This is a genomic window from Sulfurimonas sp. HSL-3221, assembly GCF_021044585.1.
GTDB classification, from domain to species: domain Bacteria; phylum Campylobacterota; class Campylobacteria; order Campylobacterales; family Sulfurimonadaceae; genus Thiomicrolovo; species Thiomicrolovo sulfuroxydans.
This window is the reverse complement of the sequence record NZ_CP087998.1, coordinates 2,408,741-2,422,782: the sequence shown is the minus strand read 5'-3', so window position 1 is coordinate 2,422,782 and position 14,042 is coordinate 2,408,741. Positions and strand designations below refer to the sequence as shown.

12 protein-coding genes are annotated in these 14,042 nt (G+C 58.2%); 4 read left to right on the top strand and 8 right to left on the bottom strand.

Annotated features, from left to right (window positions below; translation table 11 throughout):
- The first annotated feature begins 1 nt into the window (after position 1).
- Positions 2-3,193 carry an NAD-glutamate dehydrogenase domain-containing protein gene (locus tag LOH54_RS12380; RefSeq protein WP_231019414.1) on the top strand — a complete coding sequence of 1,064 codons (3,192 nt, stop codon included), beginning with the start codon at positions 2-4 and terminating at the stop codon, positions 3,191-3,193.
- A gap of 3 nt (positions 3,194-3,196) precedes the next feature.
- Here LOH54_RS12380 and LOH54_RS12375 read toward each other — a convergent pair whose 3' ends face one another.
- Entirely contained in the window at positions 3,197-4,477 is a 1,281-nt protein-coding gene (locus tag LOH54_RS12375) for a malic enzyme-like NAD(P)-binding protein (protein WP_231019413.1), read from the bottom strand.
- An 11-nt stretch (positions 4,478-4,488) separates the two neighbouring features.
- Positions 4,489-5,877, bottom strand: a complete 1,389-nt coding sequence (gltX, locus tag LOH54_RS12370) for a glutamate--tRNA ligase (protein WP_231019412.1) — start codon at positions 5,875-5,877, stop codon at positions 4,489-4,491.
- A gap of 203 nt (positions 5,878-6,080) precedes the next feature.
- Between gltX and LOH54_RS12365 the strand changes: the two genes are divergently transcribed.
- Positions 6,081-6,923 (top strand): peptidylprolyl isomerase, encoded by an 843-nt coding sequence (locus LOH54_RS12365; protein WP_231019411.1) that lies wholly within the window; start codon positions 6,081-6,083, stop codon positions 6,921-6,923.
- A gap of 2 nt (positions 6,924-6,925) precedes the next feature.
- Here the strand turns inward: LOH54_RS12365 and LOH54_RS12360 are convergent, their stop codons facing one another.
- The 6 genes from LOH54_RS12360 to accB form a co-directional block, all read right to left on the bottom strand.
- A complete protein-coding gene (locus LOH54_RS12360; protein WP_231019410.1) occupies positions 6,926-7,411 on the bottom strand; it encodes a Csu type fimbrial protein in 486 nt (161 codons plus the stop codon).
- Entirely contained in the window at positions 7,393-9,606 is a 2,214-nt protein-coding gene (locus tag LOH54_RS12355; RefSeq protein ID WP_231019408.1) for a fimbria/pilus outer membrane usher protein, read from the bottom strand. The genes LOH54_RS12360 and LOH54_RS12355 overlap by 19 nt, the downstream gene beginning before the upstream one ends.
- A gap of 64 nt (positions 9,607-9,670) precedes the next feature.
- Positions 9,671-10,360: a fimbrial biogenesis chaperone gene (locus tag LOH54_RS12350; RefSeq protein WP_231019406.1), complete on the bottom strand. Its 690-nt coding sequence runs from the start codon at positions 10,358-10,360 to the stop codon at positions 9,671-9,673.
- 21 nt (positions 10,361-10,381) lie between these two features.
- Positions 10,382-10,876 carry a Csu type fimbrial protein gene (locus LOH54_RS12345; RefSeq protein ID WP_231019405.1) on the bottom strand — a complete coding sequence of 165 codons (495 nt, stop codon included), beginning with the start codon at positions 10,874-10,876 and terminating at the stop codon, positions 10,382-10,384.
- A 366-nt stretch (positions 10,877-11,242) separates the two neighbouring features.
- Entirely contained in the window at positions 11,243-12,583 is a 1,341-nt protein-coding gene (locus LOH54_RS12340) for an acetyl-CoA carboxylase biotin carboxylase subunit (protein WP_231019404.1), read from the bottom strand.
- A complete protein-coding gene (gene accB / locus LOH54_RS12335; protein ID WP_231019403.1) occupies positions 12,583-13,035 on the bottom strand; it encodes an acetyl-CoA carboxylase biotin carboxyl carrier protein in 453 nt (150 codons plus the stop codon). The genes LOH54_RS12340 and accB overlap by 1 nt, the downstream gene beginning before the upstream one ends.
- A 141-nt stretch (positions 13,036-13,176) precedes the next feature.
- On the opposite strand from accB, the gene dcd reads away from it, so the two are divergent.
- Positions 13,177-13,737: a dCTP deaminase gene (dcd, locus tag LOH54_RS12330; protein ID WP_231019402.1), complete on the top strand. Its 561-nt coding sequence runs from the start codon at positions 13,177-13,179 to the stop codon at positions 13,735-13,737.
- Between the two features lie 61 nt (positions 13,738-13,798).
- Positions 13,799-14,035, top strand: a complete 237-nt coding sequence (locus LOH54_RS12325) for an HP1242/YdcH family protein (RefSeq protein ID WP_231019401.1) — start codon at positions 13,799-13,801, stop codon at positions 14,033-14,035.
- The last annotated feature ends 7 nt before the right edge of the window (positions 14,036-14,042 follow it).

The following is a 14,042-nucleotide window of genomic DNA, read 5'->3' as shown; positions in this document are numbered from 1 at the left end:
TATGAGCCCGGAAAGCCAGCTCGGCGCGGTCTGTTCGCAGCTGCTAAATCCCCAGGACCTGGAGATCGGTGAGGAGCTGCTGACGGCGCTGCGGCAGACGCCCATCGTCACCCAGATCACGCTTGCCGAAGGGAAGGCCGCCGTCCGGCTCTATTCCCGGGAGCAGCTGCTGCTCTCCGACATTACGCCGATCCTGCATGACTTCGCCTTCGTGGTGGTGGATGAAGTGACCTATACGGTCGAACCGGACGGAAAGGCGGTCCACATCTGCCGCTTCAATCTTCAGGTGGACGATACGGAGGCCTTCGCCCGGGCCAAAACGAATATCGAGTCGGTCATCACCGATTCGCTGCTGGGGCGGACGTTCAGCAGCTGCCGGATCTATTCACTGGTCTACAAGCAGAACCTGAGCCTGCGCCAGGTGACGCTGCTGCGGGCCTTTATCGAGTACATCAACCAGGCGGTGCCGTCGATCAACTTTGACACGATTTTGCATACGGTGACCCGGCACGATGAACTGTCGGCCATGCTGCTGCACTATTTTGCCGCGCGCTTCAACCCGGAGGTCAAAACGCGGACCCAGAAAAGTACGGAAATAGAGGGGATCGTCGCGGAGGCGATCAAGGCGGTCCCCGACATTATGGACGACCGGATCCTTAAACTGCTTTTCGCGATGCTCGGCGCCATGAGCAGGACCAACTACTACCTGGAGCGCGAGGCGATCGCGTTCAAGCTCGATATGACGAAGTTCGCCGAACACCTGCGCGGGATCCAGCCGCGCATCGAAGCCTTCGTCTACCACAAGGATTTCAGGGGCCTGCACCTGCGCATGGGCAGGATCAGCCGCGGGGGGCTGCGCTGGAGCGAGCGCTACGACGACTACCGCACCGAGGTGCGCTCCTTGATGGTGACCCAGGAGGGCAAAAACGCTATTATTATCCCCGACGGGGCGAAAGGCGGCTTCGTCATTGACAAGCCGCGCAGCGAGATCACGAAGGTGCTCTTCACGGATATTTACAGCGCCTTTATCGAGAACCTGCTGGACCTGGTCGATAACGTTGAAGAGGGCGAGACTGTGCATGACGAGCGTATCGTGGCCTATGACGGGGAGGACAGCTACTTCGTCGTCGCGGCGGACAAGGGGACGGCGGCGATGAGCGACACGGCCAATGCCATCGCATTGAAACGGGGTTTCTGGCTCGGGGACGCCTTTGCCAGCGGAGGGAGCAACGGATACGACCACAAAGCGATCGGCATCACGGCCAAAGGGGCGATGCGTTCGACGCAGCGCTTCTTCCTTGAACGCGGCATCGACCTCTATAACGATCCCATCAGCGTCGTCGGCATCGGGTCGATGAACGGCGATGTTTTCGGGAACGGGGTGCTGCTTTCCCGGGCGTTCAAACTGCTCGGCGCGATCTCCCACCGGGAGATTTTCGTCGACCCCAACCCCTCGCCGCAGGAGGCGTTCGAGGAGCGTAAGCGGCTCTTTGCCGCCAAAGACGGCAGCTGGGGGGCATACAAGAAGGAGCTGATCTCCAGCGGCGGCGGGGTCTGGGAACGCAGCGAGAAGGCGATCGCGCTCAGCGACGAGATCCGGCGGATGCTCCAGACCCAGGCACGCTACATGAGCGGGGAGGAGCTGGCCCGGGCGCTGCTGTGCATGAAAGTCGATCTGCTCTTTAACGGCGGGGTCGGTACCTACGTGAAGCACTCGGAGGAGAGCGACCTGGAGCTGGGGGACAAGCAGAACGAATCGGTGCGGGTCAATGCCGCGCAGCTGCGCTGTTTCGCCGTCTGCGAAGGGGGGAACCTCGGGTTTACCCAGCGCGCCCGCATCGAATACGCCCTGGGCGGCGGGAAGATCAACCTCGACGGCATCGACAACGCCGGCGGGGTCGACACCTCCGACCACGAGGTCAATATCAAGATCCTGCTGGAGTCGCTGAGCCGAAAAGGACTGCTGGACCAGCAGAGCCGTGCGGAAGTACTCGGGCGCCACAGCGAGCAGGTGGAGAACAGCGTACTCTGGAGCTGCTACCGCCAGGCGCTGACGATCTCGCGCGACGAGCAGCTGAGCCGGATGTACCTGGAGGATTTCCAGGAGGCCATCGACGTGATCGCCGAGGAGAACCCGGTCTTCAACCGCCGCGACTTCTATATCCCGAAAAAAGAGAATATTTTCGAAGTGCTCTCCGCGGAGGACGGGGGGATCGTACGTCCGATCCTCGGCTCGCTGCTCTCCTACGCGAAGATTTTCATCAAGCAGCTGATCATCGACACGCCGCTGATCGATGAGCAGTTCGCCCAGCGCTTTTTATACAAATATTTCCCCAAGGCCTTTGTCAGCGCCTATGAAGAGGAGATCCGCCACCACCCGCTGCGCCCTCAGATCATCGCGACGATGATCGCCGATATGGTGATCAACGACCAGGGCGTCTCTTTCGTGCGGGATTACCGGCGGCTGGGGAAGGCGCGTTTCCTGATGAAAATCCGCGCCTACCTGATCTGCAACGCCCTCTTCGGGGCGAACGACATCCGCCACACGATCTTCCGTTCGGATTATACGATGCCGGTGCGCCAGCAGTACGCCCTGCTGGACCAGATCGAGCACGTGCTCAATTTTGCCACGCGCTGGATGGTCAAGTACGTCGACGTCGAATCGATCGACAGCCTCCACTTCATCGAGCACAAAGAGGAGCTCTTCGAGATGCTCTCGAAGATCAAACCGAAGCAGCCGCGGATGCTGATCGAAGGGGACGATACTTTCAACCGCTTCTTCGACGTGCTGGAGTATCTGCGTTTCGCGGTCGCGGTCATCATTACCAAAGAGCAGAGCAAACACTCTTTCAGTGACGTCGCAACGCTCTTCTACCTTGTCATCGAGCGTTTCGCGATTCTGCGGATCATCAATATCCTCAACGCGTTTGACCTCAAAGACGAACGGGATCTCAATCTGCGGCGGCAGCTGCTGCAGTTCGTGGAGTACATCGCCGTCCACTATACGAACCGGATTCTGGCCTTTCAGCGCATCAACGAACCGCCGATGGAGGCGTTCGAGAATTTCCTGGCCAACGACCAGGAAGCGTTCGCCGATATCCTCGAGTCGATCACGGCGCTGGAGGCGAATCCGAAGCCTTCGCTCCGGGACGTTACCCTCCTGGTCAATCTGCTGATGACCTCGGTGATCTAGCGCCTATTCGGGCTGGCAGTCGACGCAGATGCGCTCGGCGAGCGCCTTGCGGTAGGCCTCGATATCGAAGTCTGCCGCGCGGGCGACGCCCGTATGGATCGCCGCCGCGGCGACGGCGCTGGAGATTTCGACGATCAGGCGTTTGTCGAAGGGTTTGGGGATGAGGTAGTCGCGGCCGAAGGCGAGTTCGGTGCCGTAGAGTTCGTTCAGGTAGGCGGGGACCTCCGTGCGGGCCAGGCGCGCCAGGGCCTCGGCGGCGGCGATCTTCATCTCCGTATTGATCGCTTTGGCGCGTACGTCGACGGCCCCGCGGAAGATAAAGGGGAAGCCCAGGACGTTGTTGACCTGGTTGGGAAAGTCGCTGCGCCCGGTGGCGACGATGGCATCGGGACGGGCCTCGCGGACCAGCTCCGGCATGATCTCCGGGGTAGGGTTGGCGAGGGTAAAGACCACCGGGTTTTCGGCCATGCGCATGACGTCTTCGGTGGTGAAGGTGCCCGGGCGCGAAAGGCCGACGACGACGTGGGCCCCGTCGAAGGCGTCGCTTTGGCTGACGGGGACTTTGATGGCGAACTCCGTTTTGTAGACATTGAGGTCGCTGCGTCCCGTATGCACGACGCCCTTGGAGTCGATCAGGATGATGTTCTCCACGCCCAGGTAGCGGTAGAGGCGGGCGCAGCTGATGGCGGCGGCCCCGGCCCCGACGATGACGATACGCAGGCTTTTGATGTCGCGTCCCGTCAGGCGGCAGGCGTTCATGATGCCCGCGGCGCTGATGACGGCGGTCCCGTGCTGGTCGTCGTGCATCACGGGGATGTCGAGGCGGGCGGCAAGGCGTTTTTCGATCTCAAAGCACTCAGGCGCCTTGATATCCTCGAGGTTGATCCCCCCGAAGGTGGGGGCGATCGCCTCGACGACGCTGCAGAAGCGCTCGATATCCTTCGTATCGACTTCGATGTCGAAGGCGTCGAGGTCGCTGAACTTCTTGAAGAGGACCGCTTTGCCCTCCATGACAGGCTTGGAGGCCTGCGCGCCGATATCGCCCAGACCGAGGACCGCGGTACCGTTGGAGACGACCCCGATCAGGTTCGCCTTGGCCGTATAGCGGTAGGCATCCTCGGGATTCTTTTCGATGGCGAGACAGGGGACGGCGACCCCGGGCGTGTAGGCCAGGGAGAGGTCGTGCTGGCTTTTAAAGGATTTCGTCACGCCGATGGCGAGTTTGCCGGGGGTGGGTTCGGCGTGGTAGGCGAGGGCCTCTTCGTTGGTAAGAGGGGTGGCCATGGTAGCTCCCTTTAGTTGAGTTGGGCGGTCAGTCCGGCGATGCGGGTGAGCGTCTCTTCGCGGCCGATGGACGCCATGATGGTGTCGACACCGGGGCCGGAGAGTTTGCCCATCAGCGCCAGGCGCAGCGGCATCCCGATCTTGCCGAAGCCGATCTCCATCTCGGAAACGACCGTTTCCATCAGGGCGTGGTAATCGGTCGGGAGGTGAAGTTCGGACGTGGCTTCGACTTTGGCGGCAAAGGCTTCCAGGACGGCTTTCGAGTCGGGCTTGACCGCTTTCTTGAAGGCTTTCTCGTCGTAGGCCGTCGGTGCGGTCAGGACCTCTTTGACCATTTCAGCGAGTTCGACCAGGGTCTTGGCGCGCTCTTTGAGCGCGTCGAGCAGGATCTCTTTTTTGTCATGGGCCTTCAGATCGACGCCGAAGGGGAGCAGCTCGTGGGCCAGCGCATCGTTGGCGAGGTTCTTGATGTAGTGGGCGTTGAGCCAGTCGAGTTTCTCGGTGTTGTAGATGGAGGCCGACTTGTTGATCGTATTCGGATCGAAGAGTTTTTTCATCTCCTCCATAGAGAAGATCTCCTGGTCGCCGTGGCTCCACCCAAGGCGCACAAGGAAGTTGAGCAGGGCTTCAGGCCGGTAGCCGAGGCGTTTGTACTCCATCACGTCCGTTGCGCCGTCGCGCTTGGAGAGTTTCTTGCCTTCGCTGTTGTGGATCATCGGGACATGGTAGAAGGCGGGGGCTTTGAAGCCCAGGGCTTCGTAGACGATGAGCTGCTTCGGCGTGTTGGAGAAGTGGTCGTCCCCGCGGATGACCTCGTTGATGCCCATGAGCGCGTCGTCGACGGCGACGACGAAGTTGTAGGTAGGCGATCCGTCGGCGCGGGCGATGATGAAGTCGTCGAGGATGTCGTCGACGTTGAAGGTAACCTCGCCCTTGATGCCGTCATAGACGGTGATAGTCCCTTCCGTCGGGGCCTTGATACGGATGACGGGATCGACGCCTTCGGGCGGTGTGCCGGTAAAGTCGCGGTATCGTCCGTCATAGCGAGGGCGTTCCTTGCGTGCTTGCTGTGCTTCGCGCAGGGCGTCAAGTTCCTCTTTGCTCATGTAGCATTTGTAGGCCTTGCCCTCTTGGAGGAGCTGCTCGATATACATCTGGTAGACACCCATACGCTGGGACTGGTAGAGGATCTCGCCGTCATGTTCGAGGCCGATCCATTCGAAAGCATCGACGATCGCCTGGGCCGCAGCCTCGTTGTTGCGGCTTTGGTCGGTGTCCTCGATGCGCAGAACGAATTTCCCGCCGTTGCGGCGGGCCCAGAGCCAGGAGAAGAGCGCGGTACGCAGCCCCCCGATATGCAGGTATCCGGTCGGACTGGGGGCGAAGCGGGTGACAACCATGGTAAGCAAGCCTTTTTTTGGCGCCATTATAACTCATTACGGTTTGGAGGTAGGAAAAGCGTGGAACCTTGAGGGCTTTCACGGCTTTTTGCGATCGGCCGGGGCGATGCGGGAAGAGGGGGCATCCGCAGCGACATCAGAGCCCCAAGAGCGTCCATTCAACAAAAACGGGTAAAATGGTGCCTTTCAATCAGGAGATCTCTTTGCAAAAAACAGTACTGCTTTTCATACTTTTTACCGTAGCGTTATATGCACGGATGGTCGACGGTGTCGCCATCCTCGTCAAGGAGGAACCGATCACCCTCTACGCCATCACGCAGAAGATGCAGGAGGGCGGGATGACGCAGGCACAGGCCGTCGATGCCTTGATCCGTGAGAAGCTGGAAAGCCAGGAGATCGCGCAGCGTGATCTCAGCGTCAGCGAGACGGAGCTGCAGGAGCGGATCAAGCAGATCGCAGGGCAGAACAACATGACGACGGCGCAGCTCTTTGACGCGGTCTGGAAGAGTGAACATCTCAGCCGCAGTGCTTTCGAAGCGAAGCTCAAACAGTCGATGCTGACCCAGAAGCTCTACAGCGCCGTCGCAATGGCGAATATGGAGGAGCCGGGTGACGAGGAGATGCGCGAATATTACCGCCTGCACTCGGAGAAATTCTCCCACCCCGAAACCTTTGACGTCACGGTCTACCACGCGTCGGCGCAGGGGGCGTTGAAGCGCAAGATGGACAACCCGATGCTGATGCTTCCCGAGGTAACGATGCAGGAGGCTTCACTGCCTTATGCCAAGATCGAGCCTCAGCTCGCCGCCCTGCTGATCAAAACGGAGATCGGCGCGTACACACCGATGCTTTCCGACCCGAAAGGGGGGTTCGTTTCATTTTATATCCGCAACAAAAGTCTCCCGGTCATGCAGCCGTTTGAGACGGTGAAGATGCAGGTGCAAGAGGAGATGATGGCCGATGCACGGGAACAGACGCTCAAAGACTATTTCAACCGTGCCCGCCTGAACGCCGAGATCACCGTTATCCGCCTGCCGAATCCCTGAGGCTAATATTCGACCGTGACGGTAATGACGTCCTGGTACGTGCCGACACCGGCATCCTGCCCGGCAGGAATGCGCGCGTACATGGTGTAATTTTTTGTGGCGGGTGCGAGAAGTTTTGCGAAAAATTTGTCGCTGACGACTTCCGTACCGCTATTTCCATCTCCCCAGACCAAAGCATAGTTACTGCTCGTATAGATATTGTAGGCGAGGGTCTCCGCGGCGTCGTTCTGCATCGTTCTTGCGCTGTAGCTGTTGCTGCTGCCCGTTGAGAGCAGCAGCGTTGCCTGGACGCGGTCGTTGAGTTTGAGCGTCGTACACTGTATCGTGATCGTCCCGGTCGTTGTGACGCTGGCGAGGTCGAAGGGGTTGTACGATCCGAACGCCAATCCCGTCGAGCTCACGGAACAGGTGGCGGCCGCGGCAGAGGTCGTCAATACGAGGGCGGCCGCGATGATGGGTCCAAGCGGGTTCAGTTGTCTTCGTCGCATGTGAATTCTCCAAGATTAGATAGTAGCGTATTTGGCAGGGCCCCGTCAAAACGGAAGCGCAGCCGGCAGGGTTCCTGTTCGCTTGTGATGCGAAGCGTGTGCTCCCCCCTCGGAAGCGATTCAAAATAGATCAGACCCGCCTGGCCGACGATGCCTGTCGCACCGTCGTCAAGCACCCACTCGGAACCGACGGGAACTGCCTTGCCCCCGGCGCGGAAGAGATGCAGGATGACCGACTCCACTTTTTTGACGTCGAAAGCGTAGCTGACACCGCTGTGCAGATAGGGGGTAAGGTGGATCTCGTTTCTGCCCAGGCTGTAATCAAAGGGGATGTCTCGGGGGTCAACGGTGATTTTGTTGCGCTGATAAGGCAGCAGCGACGGGATGAAGAGGTAACCGTCCTCGTCGGTCTCTCCGACCAGAAGGTTGCGGTAATAGACGCGGACACCTTTGACACTGCCCACGTTGACCGCACCGAATGCCGCGTCGGTTGACCGGTTGAAATGCAGATGCCCCTCCATGTAGGAGAAAGAGCCCTCTGCACTTGCCCTATACGCTGTTTTGTTGTTGACCGAAGCGACGCCGGCCCCGAAACGCGCATAGCGGTTTTGATAGCTGCCGCGCGCTTCCCCGTACCACGGATGCTCGTAGGCGGTGTTGCGCGCAGCGCTCAGGGTATAGCCAAACCCATCGGACGTCGGCGGGTTCTGCTGCAGACTTACCCGGACCTCCGAACTCTCCTTGGAGACGAAGTCCGTATTGGAGAGGGTGGTGCGCTCTCCCAGCGGCAGGCTTAAAAGGAGCTGTCCGCTGGTGTCGGCATGGGGCGCGATCGTATGCGACACCATCAGGTTTAAAAAGAGGCGCCGATAGAGGGTTTTCGAATAGCTGAGCGACGCGGTTTCCGACGCGGGCTCGGCGCTGTATTTCTGGTAGACATAGCTTGCGGAGAAACTTCCCAAAGCGGGGGTGTTGTAGCCGGCGAACAGAAGGGTCTGCTGTCGGAGCGGATTCCCGAGAATGCCCGGCTGGAGAAAGGCCTCCGTCGCCCATTGCGACTGTGCCGAGAAGGAGTAGCGCTGCGTGCGGCGGCTGATGCCGGTTTTGGCCAAATACCCTTTTTGGCCCTCGTCGATCGACGCGGCGACCGCGGCGTCTAGCGTGAACGCATCAAAGAGCAGATAGCTCGCACCCGCTCCCATGCGGCCGGCCCGTTCGTTGAAGGTCAGAGCGTTCGCCTCCGTCGTCAGACGGTCCGTCATTCCGAAGCGGTAGCTTCCGCTGGTGACGAAGTCGCGGTAGTCGAAATCTTTGATACCGTAGTTGTAGCGTAGGTATCCGGCTTCGAAGGCGTAGTCGCTCAGCCCTTTGCGCAGCAGCCTCGTGTCGCTGTAGAAGGGGATGGTCATACTCCGCTGCACCCCGGTAATGTCTTTGAGCACGACGGTCAGCTCCCCCTGGCCGTTGATCGTCGGAAGGGCCGTGATCTCAAACGGACCGGGCGTGACGTTCTCTTGAAAGATCTTGTTCCCGTTGACGTAGGCGTCGACAGCGGAGGGGAGGGTGGCCGAGGAGGTGTAGCTTGGCAGCGGCATCGTCAGCATGTCGGGGCGTGTTGAAAAGTTCCGTGCCAACTGGATCCCGCCTATCCGGAGGCCGCCGGACCACTCCGTGCGCGCACCGATGACGTCGCCGACCCGGAGTGACTGGATGGTCTCGGGAAGGTCCAGGACATAAAGCGTATCGAGGCGTACCCCTCTCTCCTCCGTATCGCTGCCGAAATAGGAGTAGCCGCTGCTCAGGACCCCGTAGGGGGAAAAGAGGTGGGCGTCGGCGCTGCTGCTGTAGCTGTAGGTGTCGGGTTCGCGCTGATAAAAGAGATTGTAGTTCGTATAGAACCCCGTTGAGGACATGACGTCCGGAAGCTGTTCATGCTCGCCGGACAGGGTCTGCGTTTTGAGCAGCTGCGTCGGGAGCGTCACAAGGGCACGCATGCTCAGCTCGTCTAGGCGGGTATGTCCACCCTCAAGGGTATCGACGGCGAGACAGGAGACACCGTCAATCGTGCGGACGTTTTTTTGGGGAAGCGACGGGGTTGAGAGCTCCGGGAAGGCCTCCATCGGGAGGCAAAGCCCCTCGGTGGACTGAAACAGGATGACGTTCCCGTGCAACACGCCGTTGAGTTCGATGTCCATGATAGTCCGGTGGTAGTCGGACTGGGCCAGCAGAAGCGCGTGAAAAAATAGGAGTGGAAGCGGTCTAGATAGCCAGTTCAATCCGCTGCCCGTCTTCTAGGAAAATGTGCAGCGCTGATGGGGTGAACCCCGGATCGAGCGTAAAGTTGAAGGAGGCCTTGCTGCCGGGGAGCAGATATTTTGCCGGTTCAACCTGCACGCCGTGCTCCCCTTTTGCTGTCACAAGATAGAGCTTGCTGATTCGGACAAAATGCGATGAGTCGTTGCGAAGCCAGCAGTTGAACGTTGTCGGTGATTTCTCGATGGTGTCAAGGGTGAGGAGCGTTTCCGTCGAAGCGGCGGTCGTGATAAAGACGGGGATGGCAACGCGAAAAAGCATATGCAGCCCCCCCGTTTCTTCGGCGTGCTTCGCGGGGAGTTCGCTGATAAAGAGGCGGTAGGCCGATTGCGCTTTTTTCCCGCTGGGCGAGAGATCGGTAATGCGTACCGTTTGGGATGCCTTCCCCTCCAGTGTAAAGAGAAGGGGCACCGCCAGAAGCGAGGCGTCTTTGTCGTAGCGGTCGCTGCCGTTGGCATCCTGGGTCCAGCGCATCGTTTCCACTTCGAAAGAGCGCTTCTCCTCGGATTGGTTCGTGACTTTGACCGTTGCCACCGGCGTCTCCGGATCAAGATAAACCCGTATGGGGTAGACCTGGAAGCCTGCCCACAGGCTGGTATAGCCGATCAGCAATGCTGCAAGCAACGCTCTACTCACTCTCGCCCACTCCTTGATGATTTAGTAACTGACGGTAATGGTCACCGTGTCGGTGTAGCTGTCCGGCAGGACATCCTGACTAGAAGGAATATTGCCATAAACTGTTTGAGTGATGTCTGATGCGAACCCGGTGGCGGTGCCGGTGACAGTGTTCGTCGCATCCCATACCTGTGAGTGTGCAGCGTCCTGATAAAGCTCATACGCCAACGTGTCGGTGTTGGTTGCCGAGCCGCTCATGGTTCTGTCGGAGTTGCCACCCGCATCCAGTGCAAGCGTGTAGTCTGTATTTTTTGTACAGCGGATATTGAAAGTTGATTCGGCGCTCAGCCCTGTTCCTGTGTTGGGATCGTAATCACCGAAGCTGAGATCGTTGACACTATTAAAGTTGCACACAGCGGGTACGTTCGCCGAGACGATAAATGAATTGGTTTTAGAAGCGGCCAAAACACTGGTGGACCCTGCAAGCAGAAGCAGTGCAGAGAAACTAAGAAGGGATGTACTCGGTTTCGTTTTCATGTAAATTTCCTGATGCGAAATATAAGTATGATTATAGTACAATATAAGAACTTTTAATATTAATCAGAAAAAAATTCTATTTCGTTTTAAAATGTTTTTAAAAAATATAAGCTTAATTTTTATGGCTTTATTCCTATTTTTCGGCATAAAAGTTGTGATAAAACTGTTATATTACATTCGTTTTCCGAAAATCTCTCCTTGCGAACCTGAAATTACTATCACATTATTTTCGATTTTTACGCAATTTGTTGGAAAGGCGAGAGGGTTGTCGGGTGTGTAAACGGCCGGCGATACTATGCTTCTATATATAGAGAGCCAAAAAAAGCAAAATGTGAGGTGTTTAAGGGGAGTATCGGGGTGACAATGTCACCCCTTGTAGTTCTCGAGGTACTTCGTATCGAAGTTGTTGGAGATGAAGTCGTCGTTCTCCATCATTTTGATATGGAAAGGGATCGTCGTGCGGATACCGTTGATGGTGAATTCACTGAGCGCCCGGTGCATGCGTTTGATCGCATGTTCGCGGTCACGGCCGTAAACGATCAGCTTCCCGATCATGGAGTCGTAGGTCGGCGGGACGATGTAGCCCGCGTGGGCATGGGTGTCGATACGCACGCCGATACCGCCCGGGGCGATCCACTCCTGGATCTTGCCCGGGCTCGGGAGGAACTTGACCGGGTCTTCTGCCGTGATGCGGCACTCGATCGCATGGCCTTTGAGCTTGATCTCCTCTTGTTTGGGGAGTGTTTCCCCCTCGGCGACGCGGATCATCAGTTCGATGAGGTCAAGGCCGCTCACCTCTTCGGAGACAGTGTGCTCGACTTGCAGACGGGTGTTCATCTCCATGAAGTAGAAATCCAGGTTCGCATCGAGCAGGAACTCGAATGTACCGGCGCCTTCGTAGTTGATGTACTCCGTGGCGCGGACGGCAGCGGCATGGAGGCGTTCGCGGACTTCCGGCGTCAGGGCGACGGCCGGGGACTCCTCGATCAGCTTCTGGTGGCGGCGCTGCATGGAGCAGTCGCGTTCGCCGACATGGATGACGTTGCCGTGGCTGTCCGCCATGATCTGCACCTCGATGTGGCGCGGGTTCAGGATGAACTTCTCCATGTAGATCGTGCCGTCGCCGAACGCAGTGACCGCTTCGGACTCCGCCGCCAGGAAAGCGTTTTCAAGGTAGCTCTCATCCTCGACGACGCGCATCCCGCGTCCGCCGCCGCCCTGGGCGGCTTTGAGGATGACCGGGTAGCCGACTTCGCGGGCGCGCTTTTTCGCATCGTCGATATCGGTGATGGCGCCGTCGCTGCCCGGGACGACCGGGACGCCCGCGGCGATCATGACGTCTTTGGCTTTGGACTTGTCCGACATCAGCACCATGACTTCCGGCGTCGGCCCGATGAACTTGATGCCGTGGTGCGCACAGATCTCGACGAAGTGCTGGTTCTCGCTCAGAAAGCCGTAGCCGGGGAAGATGGCATCGCAACCGCTCACTTCCGCGGCGGAGATGATGGCGGGGATATGCAGATAGCTGGCGCTGCTCGGCGCTTCACCGATACAGATGGCGGCGTCGGCCAGTTCAAGGTAGGCGGCACCTTTGTCCCCTTTGGAGTAGACGGCGACGGCTTCCTTGCCCATTTCTTTGATGGTACGGATGGCACGCAGGGCGATCTCGCCGCGGTTCGCGACCAGGATACGCTTGATCTCTGCCATTAGAGCTTCTCTACCACGAAGAGCGGCATATCGTATTCGACCGCCTGGCCGTCGGAGACGAGGACGTCAAGGACCTTACAGTCGAATTCTGCCTCGAGCTCGTTCATGATCTTCATCGCTTCGAGGATGGCGATGACCTGGCCTTTTTTCACGGTGTCGCCGACTTTGACGAACGGGGCGGAATCCGGCGACGGTGCTGCATAGTAGGTACCGACCATCGGGGAGAGGATCTCGTCACCGCTGACAGAAGGGGCCGGCGCCGCAGCAGCGACCGGTGCGGCTGCGGGGGCAGCTGCCGGTACTGCGACCGGTGCAGGGGCGGCGACCGGTGCCGCGACGGCTCCGATAACTTTTTCCAGTTCCATCTCGAATCCCTCTTTGGTGATCTTCAGTTTGGAAAGCCCGCTCTCGTCAAATTCCTGCATCAATGCCTTGATCTGTCTCATATCCATGTCAAAACGCTCCTGGGGGCCCCGGAAATGGGTGAAAACCCTTGGTTTTCCGCATCGGGGCCGCCTAAATTTTAATGCGATATAATAGCACAACTTAATTTAAGCCGCCCGGGAAACGCCCCGCGGCAGGGAAGGATTTTTATGGGACTGAAGGCGGACAGCTGGATCAGGGAACAGGCGCTTGAACACGCCATGATTACGCCTTTTTGCGAGGATCAGGTAGGCAAGGGCGTTGTCAGTTACGGTCTGAGCTCCTACGGGTATGACATCCGCGTCAGCGACGAGTTCAAGATCTTTACGAACCTCAACTCCACCGTGGTCGACCCGAAACATTTTGACGATGCCAACGTCGTGGATTTCAAAGGCGATATCTGTATCGTTCCGCCGAACTCTTTTGCGCTAGCGCGGACCGTGGAGTATTTCAAAATCCCCCGCGACGTGCTGGCGATCTGTCTCGGAAAGTCCACCTACGCGCGCTGCGGGATCATTGTCAACGTGACGCCGTTCGAACCGGAATTCGAAGGCCATATTACGATCGAGATTTCCAACACCACGCCGCTGCCGGCGAAGATCTATGCCAACGAGGGGATCGCCCAGGTTCTTTTCCTCCAGGGGGACGAAATGTGCGAAACGAGTTACGGCGACAAGGGCGGAAAATACCAGGGCCAGGAGGGGATTACTTTACCCCGGATTTTACAGTAATACGCTATAGTGGTGTTTATGGGACGTGGAAGCAGCGTCCTAAAAAAGACGAGGACAACATATGCTGCACGAATACCGTGAAATCATCACCAAGATGAAGGAAGACGGAAGCGCTAACGCGCATTTTCTGAAAATTTTCGAGCGTCACAACGAGCTGGACGACCTGATTGAAAAGGGTGAGAGCGGCCAGATCCCGATGGACGACGTTGAGATCGAAAAGCTGAAAAAAGAGAAGCTGCTGCTCAAAGACGAGGCGTACGCCGAGATCATCAAATATAAAAAAGATAACAACCTCTAAGACGACG

Coding starts and splice junctions, on each gene's coding strand:
- accB (WP_231019403.1), bottom strand. CDS start 13,035: ATGGATATGAGACAGATCAAGGCATTGATGCAGGAATTTGACGAGAGC.
- LOH54_RS12360 (WP_231019410.1), bottom strand. CDS start 7,411: ATGCGACGAAGACAACTGAACCCGCTTGGACCCATCATCGCGGCCGCC.
- dcd (WP_231019402.1), top strand. CDS start 13,177: ATGGGACTGAAGGCGGACAGCTGGATCAGGGAACAGGCGCTTGAACAC.
- gltX (WP_231019412.1), bottom strand. CDS start 5,877: ATGGTTGTCACCCGCTTCGCCCCCAGTCCGACCGGATACCTGCATATC.
- LOH54_RS12355 (WP_231019408.1), bottom strand. CDS start 9,606: ATGGACATCGAACTCAACGGCGTGTTGCACGGGAACGTCATCCTGTTT.
- LOH54_RS12380 (WP_231019414.1), top strand. CDS start 2: ATGAGCCCGGAAAGCCAGCTCGGCGCGGTCTGTTCGCAGCTGCTAAAT.
- LOH54_RS12375 (WP_231019413.1), bottom strand. CDS start 4,477: ATGGCCACCCCTCTTACCAACGAAGAGGCCCTCGCCTACCACGCCGAA.
- LOH54_RS12345 (WP_231019405.1), bottom strand. CDS start 10,876: ATGAAAACGAAACCGAGTACATCCCTTCTTAGTTTCTCTGCACTGCTT.
- LOH54_RS12340 (WP_231019404.1), bottom strand. CDS start 12,583: ATGGCAGAGATCAAGCGTATCCTGGTCGCGAACCGCGGCGAGATCGCC.
- LOH54_RS12325 (WP_231019401.1), top strand. CDS start 13,799: ATGCTGCACGAATACCGTGAAATCATCACCAAGATGAAGGAAGACGGA.